24 protein-coding genes and 1 other RNA gene are annotated in these 20,674 nt (G+C 46.6%); 11 read left to right on the top strand and 14 right to left on the bottom strand.

Translation table 11 applies throughout. The features are described 5' to 3' along the window. Positions 1–37 precede the first annotated feature (37 nt). The 3 genes from KFE96_RS17225 to KFE96_RS17215 form a co-directional block, all read right to left on the bottom strand. Positions 38–751: a Bax inhibitor-1/YccA family protein gene (locus KFE96_RS17225; protein ID WP_247017402.1), complete on the bottom strand. Its 714-nt coding sequence runs from the start codon at positions 749–751 to the stop codon at positions 38–40. 101 nt (positions 752–852) lie between these two features. Further along, the gene (locus KFE96_RS17220) at positions 853–3,387 is read right to left on the bottom strand and encodes an ABC transporter permease (RefSeq protein ID WP_255833773.1); all 2,535 of its coding nucleotides are present in this window, start codon (positions 3,385–3,387) and stop codon (positions 853–855) included. Continuing rightward, on the bottom strand, positions 3,387–4,127 hold the full coding sequence (locus tag KFE96_RS17215) for an ABC transporter ATP-binding protein (protein WP_255833772.1): 741 nt from the start codon (positions 4,125–4,127) through the stop codon (positions 3,387–3,389). Before KFE96_RS17215 ends, KFE96_RS17220 begins: the two co-directional genes overlap by 1 nt. A 78-nt stretch (positions 4,128–4,205) precedes the next feature. Between KFE96_RS17215 and KFE96_RS17210 the strand changes: the two genes are divergently transcribed. Both KFE96_RS17210 and thpR read left to right on the top strand, forming a co-directional pair. Beyond that, entirely contained in the window at positions 4,206–4,886 is a 681-nt protein-coding gene (locus tag KFE96_RS17210; RefSeq protein WP_255833770.1) for an arylesterase, read from the top strand. Positions 4,887–4,927: 41 nt separating this feature from the next. Next, positions 4,928–5,497 (top strand): RNA 2',3'-cyclic phosphodiesterase, encoded by a 570-nt coding sequence (gene thpR / locus KFE96_RS17205; RefSeq protein ID WP_255833769.1) that lies wholly within the window; start codon positions 4,928–4,930, stop codon positions 5,495–5,497. On the opposite strand, the gene KFE96_RS17200 is transcribed toward thpR, so the two are convergent. From KFE96_RS17200 to KFE96_RS17190, 3 genes are all read right to left on the bottom strand, one after another. Further along, positions 5,494–6,363: an alpha/beta fold hydrolase gene (locus tag KFE96_RS17200; protein ID WP_255833768.1), complete on the bottom strand. Its 870-nt coding sequence runs from the start codon at positions 6,361–6,363 to the stop codon at positions 5,494–5,496. The genes thpR and KFE96_RS17200 overlap by 4 nt on opposite strands. A 105-nt stretch (positions 6,364–6,468) precedes the next feature. Continuing rightward, positions 6,469–7,335: a fructosamine kinase family protein gene (locus KFE96_RS17195; protein WP_255833767.1), complete on the bottom strand. Its 867-nt coding sequence runs from the start codon at positions 7,333–7,335 to the stop codon at positions 6,469–6,471. Continuing rightward, positions 7,335–7,811 (bottom strand): low molecular weight protein-tyrosine-phosphatase, encoded by a 477-nt coding sequence (locus KFE96_RS17190; RefSeq protein ID WP_255833766.1) that lies wholly within the window; start codon positions 7,809–7,811, stop codon positions 7,335–7,337. Before KFE96_RS17190 ends, KFE96_RS17195 begins: the two co-directional genes overlap by 1 nt. Before the next feature lie 71 nt (positions 7,812–7,882). Between KFE96_RS17190 and cobB the strand changes: the two genes are divergently transcribed. After that, entirely contained in the window at positions 7,883–8,587 is a 705-nt protein-coding gene (gene cobB / locus KFE96_RS17185) for a Sir2 family NAD+-dependent deacetylase (RefSeq protein WP_255833765.1), read from the top strand. 9 nt (positions 8,588–8,596) lie between these two features. Further along, entirely contained in the window at positions 8,597–8,896 is a 300-nt protein-coding gene (locus tag KFE96_RS17180; RefSeq protein WP_255833764.1) for a 4a-hydroxytetrahydrobiopterin dehydratase, read from the top strand. Here the strand turns inward: KFE96_RS17180 and KFE96_RS17175 are convergent. Genes KFE96_RS17175 through nudC form a run of 3 tightly spaced genes read right to left on the bottom strand, consistent with a single transcriptional unit; the run spans position 8,893 to position 11,012 of the window. Then, positions 8,893–9,699 carry an alpha/beta fold hydrolase gene (locus KFE96_RS17175; protein ID WP_255833763.1) on the bottom strand — a complete coding sequence of 269 codons (807 nt, stop codon included), beginning with the start codon at positions 9,697–9,699 and terminating at the stop codon, positions 8,893–8,895. The two genes, KFE96_RS17180 and KFE96_RS17175, sit on opposite strands and share 4 nt — an antisense overlap. Positions 9,700–9,741: 42 nt before the next feature. Next, positions 9,742–10,047, bottom strand: coding sequence for a hypothetical protein (locus tag KFE96_RS17170; protein ID WP_255833762.1), 306 nt, complete (start codon positions 10,045–10,047; stop codon positions 9,742–9,744). A 2-nt stretch (positions 10,048–10,049) separates the two neighbouring features. Further along, positions 10,050–11,012 carry an NAD(+) diphosphatase gene (gene nudC, locus KFE96_RS17165; RefSeq protein WP_255833761.1) on the bottom strand — a complete coding sequence of 321 codons (963 nt, stop codon included), beginning with the start codon at positions 11,010–11,012 and terminating at the stop codon, positions 10,050–10,052. Between the two features lie 82 nt (positions 11,013–11,094). Here nudC and ffs point away from each other — a divergent pair. The 6 genes from ffs to KFE96_RS17135 all read left to right on the top strand — a co-directional run bounded on the left by ffs (position 11,095) and on the right by KFE96_RS17135 (position 14,875). Next, positions 11,095–11,193: signal recognition particle sRNA small type (gene ffs, locus KFE96_RS17160), an RNA gene on the top strand. Positions 11,194–11,264: 71 nt separating this feature from the next. Then, positions 11,265–11,663, top strand: coding sequence for an energy transducer TonB (locus KFE96_RS17155; protein WP_255833760.1), 399 nt, complete (start codon positions 11,265–11,267; stop codon positions 11,661–11,663). 86 nt (positions 11,664–11,749) lie between these two features. After that, complete coding sequence (locus KFE96_RS17150) at positions 11,750–13,525, top strand: DNA polymerase III subunit gamma/tau (protein WP_255833759.1); 1,776 nt, start codon at positions 11,750–11,752, stop codon at positions 13,523–13,525. A gap of 37 nt (positions 13,526–13,562) precedes the next feature. Then, positions 13,563–13,880, top strand: a complete 318-nt coding sequence (locus KFE96_RS17145) for a YbaB/EbfC family nucleoid-associated protein (RefSeq protein ID WP_247017382.1) — start codon at positions 13,563–13,565, stop codon at positions 13,878–13,880. Between the two features lie 12 nt (positions 13,881–13,892). Further along, positions 13,893–14,501 (top strand): recombination mediator RecR, encoded by a 609-nt coding sequence (recR, locus tag KFE96_RS17140; RefSeq protein WP_255833758.1) that lies wholly within the window; start codon positions 13,893–13,895, stop codon positions 14,499–14,501. Continuing rightward, the gene (locus KFE96_RS17135) at positions 14,498–14,875 is read left to right on the top strand and encodes a GFA family protein (RefSeq protein WP_255833756.1); all 378 of its coding nucleotides are present in this window, start codon (positions 14,498–14,500) and stop codon (positions 14,873–14,875) included. Before recR ends, KFE96_RS17135 begins: the two co-directional genes overlap by 4 nt. Here KFE96_RS17135 and KFE96_RS17130 read toward each other — a convergent pair. From KFE96_RS17130 to KFE96_RS17110, 5 genes are all read right to left on the bottom strand, one after another. Then, a complete protein-coding gene (locus KFE96_RS17130; protein ID WP_255833754.1) occupies positions 14,872–15,264 on the bottom strand; it encodes a hypothetical protein in 393 nt (130 codons plus the stop codon). The genes KFE96_RS17135 and KFE96_RS17130 overlap by 4 nt on opposite strands. A 23-nt stretch (positions 15,265–15,287) precedes the next feature. After that, positions 15,288–15,605 (bottom strand): hypothetical protein, encoded by a 318-nt coding sequence (locus KFE96_RS17125; protein ID WP_247017374.1) that lies wholly within the window; start codon positions 15,603–15,605, stop codon positions 15,288–15,290. A gap of 470 nt (positions 15,606–16,075) precedes the next feature. After that, positions 16,076–17,224 (bottom strand): succinyl-diaminopimelate desuccinylase, encoded by a 1,149-nt coding sequence (dapE, locus tag KFE96_RS17120; protein WP_255833752.1) that lies wholly within the window; start codon positions 17,222–17,224, stop codon positions 16,076–16,078. Positions 17,225–17,230: 6 nt separating this feature from the next. Further along, positions 17,231–18,076 carry a 2,3,4,5-tetrahydropyridine-2,6-dicarboxylate N-succinyltransferase gene (gene dapD / locus KFE96_RS17115; RefSeq protein WP_255833751.1) on the bottom strand — a complete coding sequence of 282 codons (846 nt, stop codon included), beginning with the start codon at positions 18,074–18,076 and terminating at the stop codon, positions 17,231–17,233. A 145-nt stretch (positions 18,077–18,221) separates the two neighbouring features. Beyond that, a complete protein-coding gene (locus KFE96_RS17110; RefSeq protein ID WP_255833750.1) occupies positions 18,222–18,914 on the bottom strand; it encodes a pyrimidine 5'-nucleotidase in 693 nt (230 codons plus the stop codon). A gap of 119 nt (positions 18,915–19,033) precedes the next feature. Between KFE96_RS17110 and KFE96_RS17105 the strand changes: the two genes are divergently transcribed. Next, positions 19,034–20,668: a sensor domain-containing diguanylate cyclase gene (locus KFE96_RS17105; RefSeq protein ID WP_255833749.1), complete on the top strand. Its 1,635-nt coding sequence runs from the start codon at positions 19,034–19,036 to the stop codon at positions 20,666–20,668. Positions 20,669–20,674 lie beyond the last annotated feature (6 nt).

Genomic DNA, 20,674 nt, shown 5'->3' with positions numbered 1-20,674 from the left:
ATTTGACCGGGCTTTTTTAATGATTGTATTGAACCGATTATTCGCGTTCACCGAGGAAGTTCAGTAGGAACATGAACAGGTTCACGAAATCCAGATAAAGGTTCACAGCACCCATAATAGCGCCTTTAGCAACAGCTTCACCTGTTGTGGTCATAAAGTAGCTCTCTTTAATGCGCTGTGTGTCATAAGCTGTAAGACCAGCAAAGATCAGTACACCTGCTACATTGATCACAAATGCCATCATAGAAGATGCCAGGAAGAAGTTCACAATGCTGGCAATGATAATACCAATCAGGCCCATAAACAGGAATGTGCCCATGCCAGAAAGAGATTTCTTCGTGGTGTAACCATATAGGCTAAGTGCACCAAAAGATGCAGCCGTGATAAAGAAGGTGCGTGCGATGCTTTCTGCGCTGTATACAGCAAAGATACTAGCCATCGAAAGGCCCATAACCGCAGCAAAGGCCCAGAAGACCATTTGAAGTGTGCCAGAGCTCATTCTATGTGCACCAAAGCTCATCACGAGAATGAAAGCAAGAGGTGCAAGTGCCACGATCCAGCGAAGGCCGCCGCCATAAATAGCAACCATCAGATCTTGGTTTGTACCAACAATCATCGCAATGATACCTGTCAGCAGTACACCAGATGCCATATAGTTATAGACCTTCAGCATATAAGCGCGAAGGCCCGCATCAAATTCAGCCGTTTGGGTAGCTGTGCCAGCCCGGTAGGCAGTGTTGTAACGTTCCATGTCAACTCCCCATAGGAATAAACTTACATTCCCATATAATATGGGCATTTGAAGGCGATCTTGCAACCGCCTTCAGGTTAAATTTTAACCATATATACTGGTTATTCGTTCCGAAGCACTTCATTTGGCTTGATGGAAAGTGCCTTCAAGCTTGAAGACAAGCCTAAAAGGATCGTAAATCCGAGGCTCCCAGCAACCGTTATAAGCATAGGTATTGTTAGGAAACTAAAGTCCAGTTCCATACTGATTTCAACAACCAGCCAGCCTACAAGGCTACCAAGGCCGAGTGAAATTACGGCGGTAATCACACCGATCAATGTGTATTCCATCAGATATGCTTTCAGTACCTGACTTCTTACGGCACCAACTACTTTCAGGATTACGCTTTCATAAACCCGTTGCCTGAATCCGGCAGCGATTGCGCCAGCAAGCACAAGCACGCCAGCTGCGATAGCAACAAGGGCAGTAGCTTCAATGGCTTGGCCAATTTGGTCCATCATATTGTTCACGCTTGAAAGCACCTCTTTCATTCTAATCGCAGTGATATTTGCGAACTTAGATGTGATCTGCCGGTTCAAGGTTGCTTCTGCCTCGCCGCTTGCACGAATGGTTGCCATCAAGGTGTGAGGTGCGGCTTTGAGTGTGTGCGGATCAAAGATAATCACAAAGTTAAAACCAAACGAACCCCAGTTTATCTCACGGATTGAACGGATTGTTGCCGTGATCTCGCGGCCAAGAACGGCAATGGTCATAGTGTCGCCAATCGTAAGGCCAAGACCATCAGCAGCTTCTTTCCCGAGGCTGATTTCTGGTTCACCGCTGTAACCTTCAGGCCACCATTCGCCTTCCACGATAGTGCTGCCTTCCTCAAGCGTATCTTGGTATGTTAAGCCTCGATCGCCTCGAAGAATCCAGCGTACCTCAGGATCAACTTCAGCATCTTGTGCTAGTGTGTCGTTGAGCCTTATAACGCGTCCGCGAAGATTTGGTGTAATCACAAGCTCGTCCATGCCCTCGACGGAATTCACAATGCTTTTGAATTCATCTATCTGGCTAGGTTGGATATCCACCATGAAGAAAGCAGGAGCATCTTCTGGTACCTGTTCGCTGATTTGCTTATCCAGATTGCCTTCGATCAATGAAATGCTGGCAAATAAAGTGAGGCCAAGGCCCATTGAGACAACAACCGCATTGGTGGCCGCTCCGGGACGGTGCAGGTTAGCAATAGCCATCCGGCGAATAGCATTCTTAGGGCGTGGTAGGCGGGCTGCAAAACGAATGATCAGCCAGCTTGTTAGCCTTAGGATGCCAAGTGTTACTCCAGCACCTACAATAAAGAACGCAGCCAGTACCATATTGGTGGATAGACCTACAGCTAGGCCAACTACAGTAATGCCGGCAACGGCAATTGCAGAGATGTATCTTTTGCGCGGCCATTTATTCTCCGAAGAAACGATAGACCGGAAAAGGTGAACAGCTGGTAGATCGCGTGCTTTACCAAGAGGCCAAACTGTGAAGGCAATCGTAATCATGATGCCGTAAGTAGCTGCTTGTATAAGGGCAAGTGGATAAATGCCACCTTCAGGCTTAACGGGTAAGCTGTCTGGTAACAGCTGTGCTAATACTCCAGGAAGCATAGCGCCAACGGTTAAACCGATAGCAATGGCAAGCAGGCCAATAATCATGATTTGATAGAAGTAAACTTTGAAGATGGTACTTCCATCAGCACCAAGAATTTTAAAAGTTGCGATGGTTTTTGTTTTACGGTCCATATAACCGCGCACGGCATTACCAACACCTACACCACCTACAACGAGCGCTGCGATACCAACAAGCGTGAGGAACATACCCATCTGGTCAATGAACCGGCGAAGCCCGGGGGCCGCCGTTGTGCGGTCTCTTACCCGCCAGCGAGCATCCGGGAATGCTTCCTTTAGGTTCTCTCTGATGGCTTTCACATTATCAGGGTTTGGTACCTTGATACGGTAAAGATAATTGATTAGAGAACCTGTGGTAACCAAGCCCGTTTCGTTAAGTGCATCAATGTCCAGGAATGCTGAAGGGCCAAGCTGGAAGCCAAGATTGGCCTTGTCTGGTTCTGTCTCAATCAGCGCTCTAACTTCCGCTGTTACGCGCCCAAAAACTAGCTTGTCACCAACACTTACTTCAAGTTTGTCAGCAAGCAGCGGATCAATCACAGTGCCCCAAACATCTCCTTGTTTTGCAAGAAGTTCTGCCAGAGGGGCGGATGCGGTGCTTTTGAATGTGCCGTATAGTGGATAAAGATCATCCACAGCACGCAGTTCAGAGAGTGTTGATTTAGAAACACCATCGACCCGAGCCATAGTGCGGAAGCGGGCCGTTGTTGAAACTTCTCCCTCAGCCGCCATCCATGCTTCAAGGTTTGGCCCTGCCTGAGCCTGAAAGATGTTAATTTCAATATCACCGCCAAGGATGGATTGTCCTTCGCGTTGCATACCGTCCTGAATGGCATGTGTAAGCGAGCCAATGGAAGCAATCGCTGTAACACCTAAGATCAAGCACGCCATGAAAATTTTAAAGCCGCTAAGCCCGCCGCGAAGCTCTCTTAGCGCCAGTTTTAAGGAAACTGGTAAACTAGCTGAACGGGTAAACATTAGCTTTGAGCCACTTCACGAACAGCGTCTGTAGTGCCAGATACTGAGCTTGTGTCACCTGTATCATCAATAATGTTACCATCGGCCATTGAAATCACACGGTCACAGCGGTCAGCGAGGGCTGGGTCATGTGTTACGATTACAAGCGTAGAACCGCGTTCTTTTGCGAGTTCAAAAATCAGATCAATAACAGCGCGGCCTGTTTTACCGTCAAGATTACCGGTTGGTTCGTCTCCGAACAGAATAGCTGGTTGCGGAGCAAGGGCGCGAGCAAGGGCTACACGTTGTTGTTCGCCACCAGAAAGCTGTGTTGGATAGTGATCCATACGGTGAGCAAGGCCAACCAGCTCTAGTTCTTTAGCAGCGATCTCGAAGGCATCGTTTTTACCAGCAAGTTCAAGCGGTACTGCCACATTTTCGAGGGCTGTCATGGTTGGGATCAGGTGAAAAGCCTGCATCACAATACCAACCCGGCTGAGCCGGTGGCGTGCTAAGGTATCTTCATCGGCACCTGTGAAAGAAAGATCGTCCACAACAACGTCACCAGTTGTTGCCTGCTCAAGGCCAGTCATCAAACTCATTAGGGATGATTTACCAGAACCGGATGGCCCGACAATTCCTACGGACTGCCCTTCCGAGATTGCGAAATTGATGCCTTTTAAGATGTTTACCGGACCCGCGCCGCTTTCAAGCGTGAGTGTTACATCCGACAATTTGATCACGTCAGCTTTATTCACCATTGTAATTTTTATCCTTCGCTGCCAAATATTTTATTTATTGTACTCAACGCACCTTTTTTCAGGTCCAAGGAGCAGATTATGCAAGTTGCAAGCTCACTAAAGATATTCGTTCTCGTAGCGATTACCAGTTTTTTCACCGTTTTTTCCGGAGAAAAGGCTAATGCCGCACAAAATAACGAGAATGTGACTGGTGCCGTGGAGATTCTCGCGTTCGGCGATAGCTTAACAGCTGGTTATGGCTTGCCCGCTGGTGATGGTTTTACGGATCAGCTTCAGGTTTGGCTTACAGAAAAACTTGGAAAAGCAGTTAAAATTACAAATGGTGGTGTTTCGGGGGACACTTCATCAGGCGGTAGATCTCGTCTTGATTGGTCATTGGCGCCTTTCAAAGATGGTCGACCTGACCTAGTAATTCTTGAACTTGGGGCCAATGATGCACTGCGCGGTATTCAGCCTGAGATTACTCGGGAAAATATGGATGCCATGATGAAAAGCTTGTCTGATAAGGGGATCAAAGTTTTGCTTGCAGGAATGTTGGCAACACCAAGCTGGGGACCGGAGTATGGTAAAGCTTTTGATAGTATCTACCCTGATATGGCTAAGAAATATGGCGCTGATTTCTACCCATTTTTCCTTGATGGTGTAGCGGCGGATCAAAGCCTAAATCAATCGGATGGCCTCCACCCAACAAAAGAAGGTGTAGCAATCATCATCGAAAAGATTGGCCCTTATGTAATAGAGGCTCTTTCACACGACTGAAATAAAGAGTATCATTAATGGACCAGTAAAAGGAGGGCCCTATGGTACGCCTGTTTGTTGGTCTGGAAATTCCAGATACTATGCACGCTGCTCTTGATGAGACACGAGGTGGCGTTGAGGAAGCCCATTGGCAGCGAGATGACCAGCTTCATCTCACGTTGGCCTTTATTGGCGACGTTTCCAAAAATACGATGCGCGAAGTGGAAGATGAGCTTGCTCGTGTCAGTTTTGACCCTTTTGAGCTCAGCCTTTCTGGCGTTGGTATGTTTGGAAAGCCAGGTAATCCTAAAGCTCTATGGGCTGGAGTTGGGAACAAAAAGCCGCTCAAACATCTTCATGAAAAAATATTACAAGCTCTAGAGCCTTTGGAACTTGAACTGGATTACCGCAAATATAGGCCGCATGTAACGTTGGCTCGTTTTCGCAAGCAAGCACAGTCGCGGGTCGGGGATTGGCTTTCTGTTAACGAAGCCCTGAAAACGCCTGCTGAGACCGTTTCACATTTTAGCCTGTTTTCAAGCCAACTTACACAGAATGGCTCTTACTATACTGTGGAAAGCCGATTTGGTGATGTATTTGGTGATATGTACGCTGAAGCGGAATTTGCTTAACGGGCAGCTGTTTTCCGTTCGTCTTCAAGGCTTTTGGTAATGTCAAAGACAGCTTCACGAAGTTCATTCCGTGACCGCCACTGAAGGAAATGGTTCATACCGTCAATAGTGGTTACCTTGAAGGATGCAGCACCCGTCATTTCCTTTTCCATGAAGGGTACGTTTTCATAAGGCACCAGTTCATCCGCTGTGCCGTGCACAATACGAACATGTTGTTTGATGCCAGCGAGTTTTGGTTGAAGAAGGCGAAGTTCATCTTCAAGCGCGATTAATTCCTTATTGGAATGTTTGGCAGTTTTATCAAGCAACCACACAAATGGTGGTACATTCCCCACGTGCTGGATAAACAACACTTCTTCAAGGTCAGGGTCTAGTGCGCCTGCAGCTACGACAATACCAGCAACTTTATCTGGGAAATTAGCAGCGGCATTTGTAACTACTGGACCGCCAAGGGAGTGCCCAACAAGGATTGTTCCTTTTCCGTTACGAGTGACAAGGAGTGGCTCCAACACGGCTGCCTGCCTGTCAAGTTCTACAACTTGCTTGCGTGGTTTGGTGTGACCAAAACCTGGGCGATCAATGGCAATAAACTGGTATCCATCAGGAACATTTCTCAGCATTTCATACCAGTTACCACCAGCATCCCCGGGCGTACCGTGTAGGAAAATAACTCGTTGACCGTTAGGGTCACCACTGATTAGGTAACTGAGACTGATATCACCCACTTGAAGCTGTTCACGACTTACGAATTCATCGCTTACAAAATCGGAATCAAAATCCATAATCCAGCTAGAACATCCAACAAGAACCATTGGAAGCAGTAGGATAACGATCCAGAATTTTAGAGATTTTACGAGCTTCTTCATAAAACGCATCACAGCCTCAGTCGCAGTATTACTTATGGTTATAGCTTATAGTATAGGAAATGTTGTGGCGGAAAAAAGTGAAAACGCCTTCACAGCTGCGTGAAATTAACATCCGAATTTAGAAAGAATGTTAGCAACATCCTGTACGTAGCCACCACCGAATAGGCGAACATGCACAAGAAGTGGCCATAACTGGTAAATGAATTTCCGCTCTTCGTGAAAGCCAGCATCAATGGGTATTGTATGCTGATAAGCATCAAAGAAATGATCACTAAGCCCACCCATAAGCTCTATGAATGCAAGATCCATTTCATTGTGACCATATGAAATTGCAGGGTCAATAAAACCAACAACTTTATCTTGTGAGAAAAGCATATTCCCGGACCATAGATCACCGTGCAGAAGTGATGCCATGGGTTTTTCAGGTATCAGGTCGTAAAGCTTCTCGGAAAATTGAGTGATCCGCTCATAGAAGGCTTGATCAATTTTCCCGGTGTTTAAGCACGATCGTGCCATAGCGAGAAGGCGCTGTTCTTTGAAGAAATTGGCCCAGCTATTATCAAAGGTATTGAGTTGAGGCAGAGGGCCGATACAGGTATCCTCTTTAAAACCAAATTGGCCTGACGTAGTTCGGTGAAGTTTCGCTATATGTTTCGCCGCACTTTCTGCTGTGGCTCTACGATCTGTCTGGGTATTGCTGGGAATATAACTGATCACCAGCATGCCACGGGTTTGAAACAATACTTTTGGAACTGGTAATGCACTATTTTTTGCCAGATACTTAAGCATCATAGCTTCAGTAGCGGTAGTGTCGGGTTGATCCATCCGAGGCCGTTTAGCCACCACATAGGTGTGGTTCTCAAGCTCAAGGAGTGAGACATCAGCGATATCTCCCCCTGGTAGCGCTTGGCTGCGAATAATGCGGGCGCCCAGTGCTTTGTGCAGTTTTTTTGATAGTGCACTACCAGACATCAGAGAGATTGTTCTTTCTTAATGAGGTTTAGGAGGCCGTCAGAAGCATCCACTGCTGCGTTAAAACACATATCAAAGCCGCGATCGTGACCATAGTATGGATCTGGCATTTCATTAATGGGCAGATGCGGTGCGTGGCTGAGGAATAATGTGATTTTATGTTGGTGTTCTGGTGGGCAACGGGAGAACAGGTCAGACATGTTATCCTCATCCATTGCAAGAATGTAATCAAACTCCTCGAAGTCAGATTGCGTAACTTTGCGGGAACGTTGCCCGCCTATATCAATACCGTTCTTCTTTGAGGTTTCTCTGGCGCGTTGATCAGGTGCTTCACCCGCGTGGTAGCCTGTTGTGCCAGCGCTATCGATCATGAATTGTGCTTCCAATCCAATACTTTTTACGGCGTCTCTGAATGTACCTTCTGCCATAGGAGACCGACAAATATTCCCCATGCAAACAAAAAGAACAGCAACCATGATGATCTCCCACTTGTACTTTTCCAAATTATTAGTAGCCTGCTTGCGGGGCAAAACAAGGGGCTAGTTACGTGGGGCAGTATAAAAATATTGTAATCCTGACGGGCGCTGGGATATCAGCAGAGTCTGGTGTAGCAACTTTCAGGGATAATGACGGGCTTTGGGAAAAACACCGTATTGAAGATGTAGCAACGCCTGAAGCGTTTGCACGTGATCCGGATTTAGTTCAGCATTTCTATAACCTAAGACGCACACAGTTGAATGAAGTTGAGCCAAATGCTGCGCATAGGGCGCTCGCAAAATTGCAGCGTGAACTGGACGGCAAAGTAACGATCATTACCCAGAATGTAGATGATCTGCATGAACGTGGTGGTGGCGCGGATATTATCCATATGCATGGTGAATTGAGAAAAGTGCGCTGTAAGGCTTGCTCATCGGTTCATGATTGGTGGGAAGACTGTACGCAGGAAACAGAGTGCCCATCCTGTGGGCGTGCACCGTCTTTGCGGCCGCATATCGTATGGTTTGGGGAAATGCCATTTTTCATGGATAGAATCGCCGAATATTTAGCTGAGTGCGATCTGTTTATCTCAATTGGTACCAGCGGGAACGTTTATCCTGCCGCTGGCTTTGTTGCTGAGGTGCGCGCAAAGGGAAATGCACATACTATTGAAGTAAACCTTGAACCTAGCGAGGGGGCGAGTATGTTTGCGGAACATCGCCACGGGAAAGCAGGGGAACTTCTACCAGCCCTTGTTGAAGAACTTTTGAATTAGGAAGTATACATGTCTGATAGACCATCTGAAATGACCGAACAGGACCGTAGCAAAGCTCTCACAGGCCTGAGCGGATGGGCATATGATGCAGATGCAAAAGCCATTAATAAAACATTCCAGTTCGCTGATTTCAGCGAAGCATGGGCGTTTATGAACCGTGCGGCGTTACTCGCAGAGAAAATGGATCATCACCCAGAGTGGTTCAATGTCTATAACCGTGTAGAAGTGAAGATGACGACCCATGATGCAGATGGTGTAACATCCCTTGATATTGAAATGGCGACAGCCATGGAAAAGTTTGCGGCTTAATCTTCCGCTAAAAATCTACTGATAACGTTATTCAGCAACTCAGGTTTTTCCTGATGCAGAAAGTGCGTAGCGCCCGGCACGATGAAGAGCTGGGCGTTTTTTATGGCCTCATACATGGTAAGTGTGTGCGCGAGATCAACATCCTCATGATCCCCATTTATGATAAGCGTTTTTGCGGTAATGCGCTGCAGATCCTCGGCCGTAAAGTTTGGGCTTGATACCCACATGGAAATCATTTCCTGAAGTTGACTGTTAAAGCCTTCCATCGAGCCGTGATGCTTGAGCCAGTTTTCCGTGAAAATTCCTGCAAATCCTTCATCAGCCATATCAGGTTGCCACTGATAATTTTGTAGATAGCTCTTCGCCTCCTCAGAAACTGCAGAATGATTATAAAGTGTGCCTAAGAGGATGAGGTTTTTAACACGTTCTGGATGGTTGATTGCGATATGCAGGGCTGTAATACCGCCGTCCGATTGCCCGAACAGGCTAAATTCTTGAATACCAAGATGGTTGGCAAGCGCTAGTACATCGCTGGCCATTAGTTCATATGATATCTGTTCTGGTGATTGGCTGCTGCGGCCTTGCTCGCGGCTATCCAGCGCAATGATCTTATGTGTAGCAGAAAGCACAGTGATTTGGGGGGATAAGTCATCTCTCGAAACCATGCCGCCATGAAGCATGAAAAGCGCGGGGCCAGAACCGCTCACTGCATAATCAAGAGTTACGCCATTGTGGTTGAAAGTATCTGCTTTCAAGGTGTTTGAAAGAAAGATCAGAGAAAGAATTACTGTAATATATTTCATGGCGACCTCTATAGCGAACCGCCATGACAAAATCTGGCAGGATCATTCGTAAGATATACCACCGATAAGCGCTTGTGCCATGGCAGACCAAGGATTTTCTTTCCCTGCGCCGATATCGTTTTCATCCATGAGCGATAGTATAGCCCCTATATAGCTGTGCGGGTCTGTATGTTCTACATACCCCCAAGAAAACTTCCTTTCAGTCACCGCTGAAAGAACTGCCATAAACTCTTCACGTGTTTTAATCTTGGGAATTAGTGCTTCAAGTTTTTGCTCAAATTCATGTTCTTCCGCATCCAGTAGAGCGGCAAAGTCTTGCCCAAGTTTCTCTTTTACAGCTGCCGTCATACTTATTCTTCGATCCAGGCCTTGATTAGATTGTGCGCAATGGCAAATGGTGGTGGCACTAAACGGTAAGGGTGTTCTTCACGCATGCTTTTTAACACATCTTCTTTTGTGATCCAGATAGCGTCTTCAATTTCAGAACTATCAATATTCAGTTCACCTTCTTCAACCCATGCCTCTACGCCAATCATTAGGCTTGAAGGCCATGGCCAAGGTTGGCTTGCTTTATAGTGTACCTTTGTAGTTTTGAGGCCCACCTCTTCAAACACTTCGCGAGCAACAGCTTCTTCCATGCTCTCACCTGGCTCCATAAAGCCTGCAAGCGCTGAATAGTGTCCTTCTGGCCAGCCGTTGCCACGCCCAACAAGTGCCTTTTCCCCAGCACGTACCAGCATAATCACGACAGGATCAGTCCTCGGGAAGTGACTGGTTTCACATGCTTCACACTTGCGCTCATAACCTGCTTTTACAAGCTTGCTTTCTTCGCCGCATTTCGCACAAAAGCGGTGGCTTTCATGCCATAAGAGCATGCTTTTGGCTTGTGCGATAATGCCGAGCGAAGGATGAGCGCCCCCTAGTTTAAAAGCAATGCCGCGACCGTCTCTGAACTTGGCACCATCGGCTTCAAACATTTCAGCGAAATCATCAGCGCTGCCATTGAGCATCGCCGCATAGCGGGGAGCGCCATTATCAAGGCCTAAAAAAATGGTAGTGCCAACTGGAAGAAAGCGACATTTGCGCGGACTTTGCCACGCGATATCACCTACTACGTCGGTGAGGATACGGCTTTCAGAGGTAAGAGAAACACGAACTTCTCCTTCCGCTTGCTTGCTTTCACCAGCCAGCAGGACGATTCGTGCATCTTCTCGCTGCATATAGTCCCCGAAAATCTCTGGATCAGTACGCAGATGGTCCGCGCGGTCCAGCGGATTGCCTGAAAATGCAGTGGTAATATCGGCTAAAGCCATAAAATTCCTCCCGAGTAATACCTGAATTAGGTAGGGCGGAAGGATTCTACTTGCAAGTCCAGAATAAAATCGCCATATAAGCCGCGGGAGGCCGGTGGACATTCCGCCCGCCAATCCGGTCAGGTCCGAAAGGAAGCAGCCGTAACGGGTTTCGAATGGGTCATTCGGTTCTCCCACCTTCTAAATTTACTTCCAAAAAAATATCGATGCTATATTTTCCTCTCATTGTGTTGATGAGGTGGGGGATTAGCTGTGCATGTTTTTATTCGATTTACTTTTATTGCAGTAGTGTTGGCTGCTTTTGCAAATGCAGAAGCTGGGCAAGCAATCCCAAATAATGTTGGGGATTCAGGTGCGAATACTGAAGAGCAAAAAATAACCTATAAACGTAGAGCAGGGCCTGTGCCCCAGTTTCCTCGCAAAGCTTTAGATGCAAAGATCAAGAAGGCTGAGGTTCTGGTTCGATTTTCCATTACACCAAAAGGGGTAACAAAGGGATGTGAAATCCTAGAGGTATCTCGATCAGGGTATGGTTTTGAGGAAGAAACATGCAGGGTGGTGAAATATACCTTGTATACTCCACCCAAGGACCAAGCAGGAAATATAGTGGAAGTTAAAGTTGTTGAGCTTCGTTTCGATTATAAGCTCTAAAATTGATCATTTAGCGATCAAATATGTTTCCCATTTCGCGTTATCCTGCTAGTCATGATGCTCTAGCGCTAGGGAGATAATAACGCATGACCGCAGCAGATCAGGATCAGGGTTACCGGGTTCTTGCCCGTAAGTACCGCCCGGCGGATTTCGATACACTTATCGGCCAGGAAGCAATGGTTCGTACTCTATCGAACGCCATTGATACGGGCCGCCTTGCGCATGCTTTTATTATGACCGGGGTTCGCGGAGTTGGTAAAACAACAACTGCCCGAATTATTGCCAAAGCGCTTAACTGTACCTCCCATGATGGTCCGTCGATCAGTCCGTGTGGTACATGTGAAAACTGTGTCTCTATCGCTGAATCGCGCCATGTAGATGTGCTAGAGATGGATGCTGCGTCTCGCACAGGTGTGGATGATATCCGCGAAATTATTGAAAGTGTGCGGTATGCACCTGTTTCCGCGCGCTTTAAAATTTACATCATCGATGAAGTACACATGCTTTCAAAGAACGCGTTTAACGCACTTCTTAAAACGCTTGAAGAGCCGCCAGAGCATGTGAAGTTTATTTTCGCGACCACAGAAATTCGCAAACTTCCCGTTACAGTTCTTTCCCGTTGTCAGCGTTTTGATCTGAAACGTGTGGAAGCAGATGTGCTAGTGGCGCATCTCGCAAACCTTGTGGAGAAAGAAGGTTGTTCAGCGGAAGAGGGTGCCCTAAAACTTGTAGCGCGGGCTTCTGAAGGTTCAGTACGGGATAGCTTATCCCTTCTTGATCAGGCTATTGCCCATGGTGCCGGGAATGTTTCGGAAACGCAGGTGCGGGACATGCTTGGTCTTGCGGATAGGGCGCAGGTACTTGATCTTTTTGAACTGGTGATGGAAGGCAAAATTGCTGAAGCACTTACAACCCTTCGTTCCCAGTATGATAGTGGTGCTGACCCGACAGTTGTTCTAAATGATCTTCTGGAAGTAGCTCACTGGCTTACCCGCCTAAAGGTAACACCAGATACCGGTACGGATGCACTGGTGTCTGAGGCTGAAAAAAGCCAAGGTGGCGAGATGGCGAAAAAGCTATCGATGCCGCACTTGACGCGCGCATGGCAGATGCTTCTTAAGGGTCTAGGCGAAACTAAGGTGGCTCCTAGCCCTATTGCCGCGGCAGAGATGGTTCTTATTCGCCTTGCGTATGCGGCTGAACTACCAAACCCGGCTGATCTGGTGAAGAAACTTCAAACCGCTCCAGCGGGAGCAGGTGCGCCAGCACAAATACCAGCAGGCGGTGGCGGTAATGTTCAGGCTATGGGGGCTGCGGGGCCGCAAGCGACCGCACCACAAGCAGGGCCAACTATGCAGCAGGGCGCACAGGTTATCGCGCTTAATCCAAACGGTGGTGATGAGCATCATGCGCCATACCCGATGCCTGTTGATTTTGAAAAACTCGTAGCCATGTTCACTAAGGAACGCGAGGCTCAGCTCGCGGTACTGCTGAAAGATTACGTGCGGGTGGTAAGCTATAAACCGGGTTCGATTGAAATGAATATCACCCGGAAAACACCGCCTGATTTCTTGATGCGTGTGAAAACCTGCCTGAAACACTGGACAGGTGCTGACTGGATGATCGCGGTAAGCGAACAGCAGGGCGATATCACCGTTAAGGAAAAAGAGCAGGTTCGCACCAAACAGCGCCGGGATGAAGCGCTTGAGGAACCGATCGTGAAAGCTTTGCTCGCACAATTCCCGGAAGCCGAACTTCTTGCTGTGCGGGATAGCCGGCTTGAAGGTGATGACGGCATGGGCCTTGATAGCGGCGAGCCGGACCAGACAACAGATGAAGAAGCGAGCGACTTTGATTTCTAAGGATATCAAGTGGCGCTTAAGTGAAGGATAGACGACAATGAAAATGACAGAAATGCTAAAAAAAGCGCAGGAAATGCAGGCCAAGATGGGCGATATGCAGGCTGAGCTTGATAACATGGAAGTTGAAGGTGTGGCTGGTGCTGGCCTTGTGAAAGTAGTGCTGAGCGGCAAAGGTGATATGAAGTCTGTAAAGATTGACGATAGCCTATATTCCAGCGAAGACCGCGAAGTGCTCGAAGACCTTATTCTGGCGGCGCATAATCAAGCGAAAGCCAAAGTAGCAGATGCAGCCGCTAACCAGATGAAAGATATCACAGGTGGCCTTGATCTGGGCGGCATGAAGATGCCGTTTTAACGGAAACCATTTATGCCCAAGTCCCATGGAAGTGATATTGATGCGTTGATCCAACTTCTGGCAAAATTGCCAGGGCTTGGCCCCCGTTCTGCGCGCCGTTCAACACTCCAGCTTCTAAAGAAGCGGGATAGTGTGATGGTGCCGCTCGCGCATGCGCTTATGAATGTAGCGGATAAAGTGCAGATCTGCGAGGTATGTAGCAATATAGATACCCATAACCCTTGCCATGTTTGCGAGGATGTGAGGCGAGACCGTACTACCATATGCGTTGTTGAAGATGTGTCTGATCTATGGGCGCTGGACCGAAGTGAAACTTTCCGGGGACAGTATCATGTGCTGGGAGGCACGCTTTCAGCACTGGACGGCATTGGCCCTGATGATCTCACAGTCGATAGTCTTATTGAGCGTGTACGTGGTGGTGAGATTGAAGAAGTTATTCTCGCGCTCAATGCTACAGTTGATGGTCAAACAACAAGCCATTACCTTGCCGAAAAACTCGAAGAGTTTGATGTAAAAGTAACTGCTCTTGCGCACGGCGTACCTGTGGGTGGAGAGCTTGACTATCTGGATGATGGTACCCTTGCTGCGGCACTTCGTGCCAGAGGAAGTGTAAGTTCATGAATAAAGTGACACACAAAGGTGGGTGCCATTGTGGTGCTGTACAGTTTGAAGTAGATGCTCCAGCGGATATTGCAGCACTATCATGTACCTGCAGTATGTGTAGCCAAACAGGTTTCCTGCATCTCTTTGCCACTAAAGAAGAGTTTCGTCTTCTTAAGGGAGAAGAGAGGTTGACCGAATACCGCTTTAATACCCAGACTGCGCAGCATCTGTTCTGCAGCAAGTGCGGCGTTAAAAGCTTTTATGTTCCTCGTAGCCACCCTGATGGCTGGTCAATCAATGTTAACTGCTTAGATGGCAGTACAATTTCATCTCTGAAAGTATCAGAGTTTGACGGCGCTAACTGGGAACAGAACGTGGAAGATATTCGCTAATGTGATAGTTCTAGCGAACCTTCGGCATGAGATTTTCGGTGAATGCCTATATCGTCTTCATCAAAATCTTCAGCAGTTTGTACCGTTTCATATACGGGACCTTCTGATCCAAAGATCACGATACTGAGTTCAGCATCAAAGTTACTGAAGGTAAAATTACCTTCAAAAATATTCTCTGAACTTTCAAAACGCAGAGGAATTGTATCGTGAAACTGGGTTACAAACTTAAGAAATACCTGGTTTTCCACAGATGTATTCCAAAGTTTTCCAGCAGCAATCAGCATTCCTTCGCTATATCTGTTATAGGTAATATGTTTGCCAGCCATAGAGCCTAGGCAAACCTTTTCGCCGTCGTCCTTAAGGACATATATTTTATAGTGATTATTCATTTTTAACGCCTGTATTGATGTAATTATGCTTCATGAAGAATGTTCACACCGCCAACGGACCGGAAAATGGCTCGCTGCGATTGTGGATCAAAAAATGAAAGGCAAAAATTACCAAGGAAAGTTTCTTCGTCATCAGAAATGGAGAGTTTCATGATGTCGCCGTGTGTAGATGCTGTTTTCAGATAAACTTGTTTATCTACAGGTGCGGCTTGAAGAGCACCGTTAACGCAAACCTGACCGCCAAGTCTCGCGGAGCATTTTACGCTTTCCTTTGTTACCGACCCGAGAGAATATTTTCTCTTACTTCGGTCTATCAGGTCGATCCGATAAGTCTGTCCCATAAAAGACCTCCTTATGTTTCTAACCCTAACCCGTCCCAAAAATACTATAACAGAAAATGTGGGTTTAAGCATTTGACTCAAATGTCAGGAAACAGAAAGTTTGCTAAAAAATACTATTTTTATACAAATATTTAGATTTATTTTCTTATGAATATAATGTTTTTATAACGATGCATGAAATAAGATAGATCGCTTGTTAATTGTCTGTGGAAAATTATTGATACTGAGAAATTCGTTGTTCTTTATAGTTGTTATCTTATCGTTATACAGGATTGTACACAATTAAAGATTACAAATCTTATGGTTAAGATGGTAATAATATTTCTAAAATTCAATATTTTTCATTCTTAAAATTACATCGAATGTTGAAAAATAAATTCTTTCGAAGAAAGCATGGCCTGTGGATAAGTTTGTGGGAAAAAAGCTTAAAAGTTTGCTCGAATCGGAAAATTTGATTCGAGCAAACTGCTTTATTTTACCAATGTGTTGATCACATCCTCATAGATATCAGTGATCGTCTCAATATCACTTACAGCAACATGTTCATCAATTTTATGCATTGTTGCGCCCACGAGGCCAAATTCCACTACGGGACACATGTTTTTAATGAAACGTGCATCGGACGTGCCGCCTGTTGTGGAAAGTTCAGGCCTACGACCTGTGTGCTTTTCAGCGGCATCTGCGACAGCTGTGGATAATGAGCATTCTGGTGTAAGGAAGCTATCGCCAGACAGCCACCAGTCAATCTTATAATCTACACCAGCACGATCCATGCGGCGAATAAGCTCTGCCTGTAGGCTTTCTGGTGTGAATTCATTGTTAAAGCGTACATTGAAGCGCGCATGGGCTTCTGCCGGGATAACATTGTGGCTTTCGTTGCCCACATGCACGTTTACGATTTCTAGGTTTGATGGTTGGAAGCGTTCGTTTCCAGCATCAAGAGGTTCTTTATTCAGTTCTGCTAGAACCTTCACCATGTCTGGGATCGGGTTATGAGCAACATTTGGATAAGCAACATGACCTTGAGTGCCGTCAACTGTGATCATGCCGTGGAGGCTACCGCGGCGGCCAACTTTGATCATCTGCCCAAGTTCTTGCGGGTTTGTTGGTTCGCCAACAAGACAAAGATCAATCTTCTCACCGCGCTCTACCATCCAGTCGAGCACTTTGGTGGTACCATTTACCGCAGGGCCTTCCTCATCTCCGGTAATAAGAAGAGAAAGGGAGCCCGTGAACTCTCCGTTGTTCTTATCAAGGAAGCGGCTAACTGCAGAGACGAAGGAAGCGATGGCAGCTTTCATGTCTGAAGCACCACGGCCCCATAGCTGCCCGTCTTTCACTTCTGCAGCGAATGGGTCAACGCTCCAGCGGTTTGCGGCACCAACAGGTACTACATCTGTGTGGCCTGCAAAGCAGAAGTTGGGTGAACTTGTGCCAAGGCGTGCGTAAAGGTTAGGGACAGGATCTGTCCCTTCTTCTTCAAACACCATCTTGTGGCAAGTGAAACCCATTTTCTCAAGGTGATAGGCTAGCGTATCAAGTGCATCACCCTTATCAGGTGTTACACTTTCGTGGCGGATCAGGGCTTGAGAAAGTTCGAGTGCGTCAACAATTGCCATATTATATTAGTCTCTCAACAGCTCGTTGATGGAAGTTTTGGATCGTGTGCGTTCGTCAACACGCTTCACGATAACAGCGCAATATAGATTCGGGCCAGGTGTGCCATCTGGTAGTGGTTTGCCCGGAAGTGTGCCCGGTACAACTACACTGTATGCTGGTACACGGCCCATGAATACTTCGCCTGTTTCGCGGTCAACGATTTTGGTGGAAGCGCCAATATAAACGCCCATGGAAACAACGGCACCTTCTTCTACAACAACACCTTCAGCGATTTCGCTGCGCGCGCCAATGAAACAGTTATCTTCAATGATAACCGGGCCAGCTTGAAGTGGTTCAAGTACTCCACCAATGCCTACGCCACCAGAAAGGTGAACGTTTGCACCAATTTGTGCACAGGAGCCAACCGTTGTCCATGTATCAACCATTGTGCCTTCACCTACATAGGCGCCAAGGTTCACGAAAGACGGCATAAGAACAGCGCCTTTTGAAATATGTGCTGATTTGCGTACAATCGCGCCAGGTACCGCACGGAAACCAGATGCTGCGAAGTCATCAGCGCCCCAGCCCTCAAATTTGCTTGGTACTTTGTCCCACCAGTTAGTGTTTTCACCAGGTCCGCCAGCGATCATTTCCATATCGTTCAGGCGGAATGAAAGTAGTACTGCTTTCTTGAGCCACTGATGTACTTTCCATTCGCCACCTTCTTTGGATGCAACACGGGCTTTACCGCTATCCAGAAGATGAAGGGCTTCATTCACTGCATCGCGTACTTCACCGGTTGTCTGACCGTTAATTGTATCGCGCGCTTCGAAAGCATTTGAGATGGTGTTTTCTAAATCAGCGTAACTCATGTGGCTTCCTATTGGGTTAGTCTTGGAATTCTATTCCAATTTGTTCATCAAAATTTTGATGAACAATAACGTTCACTTTGTTTGAGTCAATTGGCTCAGCATAATGTGAGCAATAGAATAACTTGCGTATCGCTTAATAAAAGGCTTAGCGGTTTAGGTATGCATGCAGCCAAGTAGCAAGATTATTGGTTTCTGCGTGTACGATATTAGCATCATAATCAGCTTCACCCCACACACTGCCTGTATTGATCCATACTGTGCCCATGCCTAATTGGTGGGCTGGTTTAAGGTTTCTGACCATGTCTTCGAACATAACTGCTTTATTGGGGTCAAAATCATAGGTTTTGACGAATTTTTCATATACAGCCATGTCAGGCTTTGGTTTCAGGTCACCCTCTACTATGCCGAAGATATCTTCAAATAGATCATGAATGCCGAGCCGCTTCATAATGTTGGTGGCATAGGGTTTGTCTGCGTTTGTAAAAACCAGTTTGCGGCCATCAAGTTCTTGAATGGCAGATATTAGTTTCTCATCACGTTCGATGGGGCTGAAATCAATATCATGTACGAACGAAAGATACTCTTCTGGGTCTACGTTATGGTGGGTCATCAACCCATTAAGCGTTGTACCGTTTTCCAGTAGATATTGTTTCTGAATTTTCCGAGCTTCTTCACGTTCAATGCCCAGAAAGTTTTGCACGAAATCACTGATTTTCTGGTCAACCTGATCAAACAGGTTACATTCCGCAGCATAAAGAGTGTTGTCTAAATCAAATACCCATGTGTCCCTGTTATCGGAAAGGGCTGGGTGGAAATCATCTTTATTATAATTCAGCATGGGTATCCGTAACTGTCTTCATTTTTATTTAATGTATAGCAAGAAAGTTAACGATACAGTGACAATTTATAATTTAGTGTCAAACTATTGTTATTTTCTGATGGGGATTGGTGAACATAGTGAATTTGTTCAAGAGTTTAGGGCGGTCAAAATTGGTGCTGGATGAAAGCGACATTTGTGCCATTTATGTGGATAAGCGTAAGGCGCTTGTTGCCCAATCAGACACGTCTGAAAGCCTTGTTAGCCTTTGGGAAGAAGGGTATCCAGCCTTCCTTGATGCCTATGAACAGGTTAGTGCGTCGCAAGAGCCTCAGGAATTCAGGCTGGCTGATGAACGTCATATCAAATGCTGGATTGTTGTAACGCCCTATGAAGGCGGGGCTTTTTTTGTCGCTCGCGAAACAACCTTAGCTGATCAAATGACAGAAGCGCTCATTGAAAGCCGGGCGATGCTTAAGGGGCTTCTTGATTCAGCGGTTGATTTTTCCTTTGAGGTTGATCCACTTGGTCGGTTTAAGTTTGTTTCTCCGGCTGTTGCCTTTGGCGAAAAAACTGAAAGCTGGATCGGTAAGGATGCCCATTCAGTATTCTGGCCAAAAGACAATGCGCCGGGTCGCAGCCCTTTTACCCAGCAAGTTCAAAAACATATGGATGGTGTTTCTACAGAAATTGCAGGTATCAAACGTTATGCCTCCTTCGCGGTTGAACCTGTGATCGATGAAGAGGGTAAAATAGTTGCTGTGCGCGGTTCGTGCCGTGATGTAACAGAGCGGATCGAAGCCGAGCGCAAGACCAGATTGGATAATCTAAGGCTTTCAGTGCAACAGCGGATCACACAAATCCTGAATAGCACTGAGAACTCACAAGACCTGCTTGATAATGCATCCAAAGAACTTATTCAGGTGATGAGAGCTGATCTCGTATGGTCAGTGCTCAAGAAATATAAAGAAGGCTTGGTGCCTGCTTCCATTTGCGGTGATCTAGATGAAGAACTTGATCTGGATAGTATCTGGGAGAGCCTTTCGGGCGCGGATAGCGGTGTGCACGAAATTAATATTGATAGCCGTGGTCATCTGGTTATCCAGCTAGAGAGCGCTGGTGAAGATGTGGGTATGGTTATTATCAGCCGCGATACAACGATTAGCCCATGGTCTGATCTTGAAAAAGAACTATTGGCGGATATCGCTGATGTTCTAACAGCCGCATTTGGCAAAGCAAAACTGATTGACCGCTTATATCGCCTGTCCAGCAAAGATGAGTTAACTGATCTTCTAAACCGTAGAGCGATGCGGGAAGGCGTGGAAGCACGGCTAAAACACCAATCGAGAACCAAGCAGGCTGGTTGCATGGTGTTTATTGATCTTGATCACTTTAAAGAAGTGAATGATACCCTCGGTCATAATGCCGGGGATGATGCCATCCGCTTGGTGGCTGAGAAAATGCAGTCCATCATCAGGCCATGTGATTTGGCCGGCCGAATGGGTGGAGATGAATTTGTTCTCTGGATTGAGGATGTTGATGAGGAAACAGCTGCGGTGAAAGCCCGCGAGTTGATCGACTATATGCCATCAATCCGAGAGAAAATTAAGGGAGCGCATCTAAGGCTTGGTGCATCTATCGGTATCTGCAAGTCAGTGCCTGATGTTGATTTAGCCTTTGATGTTTTGGCAGCACGTGCTGATGCCGCTCTATATGATGTTAAGAAAACCGGTAAAAATGACATTGCATTTGCGGGGGCGCCAGAAGAGGCGTAGGGGCAT

It is taken from the genome of Kordiimonas sp. SCSIO 12603 (assembly GCF_024398035.1).
GTDB lineage: Bacteria > Pseudomonadota > Alphaproteobacteria > Sphingomonadales > Kordiimonadaceae > Kordiimonas.
Note: the sequence above shows the minus strand (reverse complement) of the source record. Positions and strands in the feature narration are given on the sequence as shown.

What these genes read in the sequence shown, in the direction of transcription:
- dapE (WP_255833752.1), bottom strand. Translation starts at nt 17,224, where the DNA reads ATGGCAATTGTTGACGCACTCGAACTTTCTCAAGCCCTGATCCGCCAC.
- KFE96_RS17190 (WP_255833766.1), bottom strand. Translation starts at nt 7,811, where the DNA reads ATGGTTGCTGTTCTTTTTGTTTGCATGGGGAATATTTGTCGGTCTCCT.
- KFE96_RS17110 (WP_255833750.1), bottom strand. Translation starts at nt 18,914, where the DNA reads ATGCTGAATTATAATAAAGATGATTTCCACCCAGCCCTTTCCGATAAC.
- KFE96_RS17170 (WP_255833762.1), bottom strand. Translation starts at nt 10,047, where the DNA reads ATGACGGCAGCTGTAAAAGAGAAACTTGGGCAAGACTTTGCCGCTCTA.
- KFE96_RS17200 (WP_255833768.1), bottom strand. Translation starts at nt 6,363, where the DNA reads ATGAAGAAGCTCGTAAAATCTCTAAAATTCTGGATCGTTATCCTACTG.
- recR (WP_255833758.1), top strand. Translation starts at nt 13,893, where the DNA reads ATGCCCAAGTCCCATGGAAGTGATATTGATGCGTTGATCCAACTTCTG.
- KFE96_RS17175 (WP_255833763.1), bottom strand. Translation starts at nt 9,699, where the DNA reads ATGAAATATATTACAGTAATTCTTTCTCTGATCTTTCTTTCAAACACC.
- KFE96_RS17145 (WP_247017382.1), top strand. Translation starts at nt 13,563, where the DNA reads ATGAAAATGACAGAAATGCTAAAAAAAGCGCAGGAAATGCAGGCCAAG.
- KFE96_RS17135 (WP_255833756.1), top strand. Translation starts at nt 14,498, where the DNA reads ATGAATAAAGTGACACACAAAGGTGGGTGCCATTGTGGTGCTGTACAG.
- dapD (WP_255833751.1), bottom strand. Translation starts at nt 18,076, where the DNA reads ATGAGTTACGCTGATTTAGAAAACACCATCTCAAATGCTTTCGAAGCG.
- KFE96_RS17210 (WP_255833770.1), top strand. Translation starts at nt 4,206, where the DNA reads ATGCAAGTTGCAAGCTCACTAAAGATATTCGTTCTCGTAGCGATTACC.
- KFE96_RS17150 (WP_255833759.1), top strand. Translation starts at nt 11,750, where the DNA reads ATGACCGCAGCAGATCAGGATCAGGGTTACCGGGTTCTTGCCCGTAAG.
- KFE96_RS17180 (WP_255833764.1), top strand. Translation starts at nt 8,597, where the DNA reads ATGTCTGATAGACCATCTGAAATGACCGAACAGGACCGTAGCAAAGCT.
- KFE96_RS17195 (WP_255833767.1), bottom strand. Translation starts at nt 7,335, where the DNA reads ATGTCTGGTAGTGCACTATCAAAAAAACTGCACAAAGCACTGGGCGCC.
- nudC (WP_255833761.1), bottom strand. Translation starts at nt 11,012, where the DNA reads ATGGCTTTAGCCGATATTACCACTGCATTTTCAGGCAATCCGCTGGAC.
- KFE96_RS17130 (WP_255833754.1), bottom strand. Translation starts at nt 15,264, where the DNA reads ATGAATAATCACTATAAAATATATGTCCTTAAGGACGACGGCGAAAAG.
- KFE96_RS17215 (WP_255833772.1), bottom strand. Translation starts at nt 4,127, where the DNA reads ATGGTGAATAAAGCTGACGTGATCAAATTGTCGGATGTAACACTCACG.
- thpR (WP_255833769.1), top strand. Translation starts at nt 4,928, where the DNA reads ATGGTACGCCTGTTTGTTGGTCTGGAAATTCCAGATACTATGCACGCT.
- KFE96_RS17125 (WP_247017374.1), bottom strand. Translation starts at nt 15,605, where the DNA reads ATGGGACAGACTTATCGGATCGACCTGATAGACCGAAGTAAGAGAAAA.
- KFE96_RS17225 (WP_247017402.1), bottom strand. Translation starts at nt 751, where the DNA reads ATGGAACGTTACAACACTGCCTACCGGGCTGGCACAGCTACCCAAACG.
- KFE96_RS17220 (WP_255833773.1), bottom strand. Translation starts at nt 3,387, where the DNA reads ATGTTTACCCGTTCAGCTAGTTTACCAGTTTCCTTAAAACTGGCGCTA.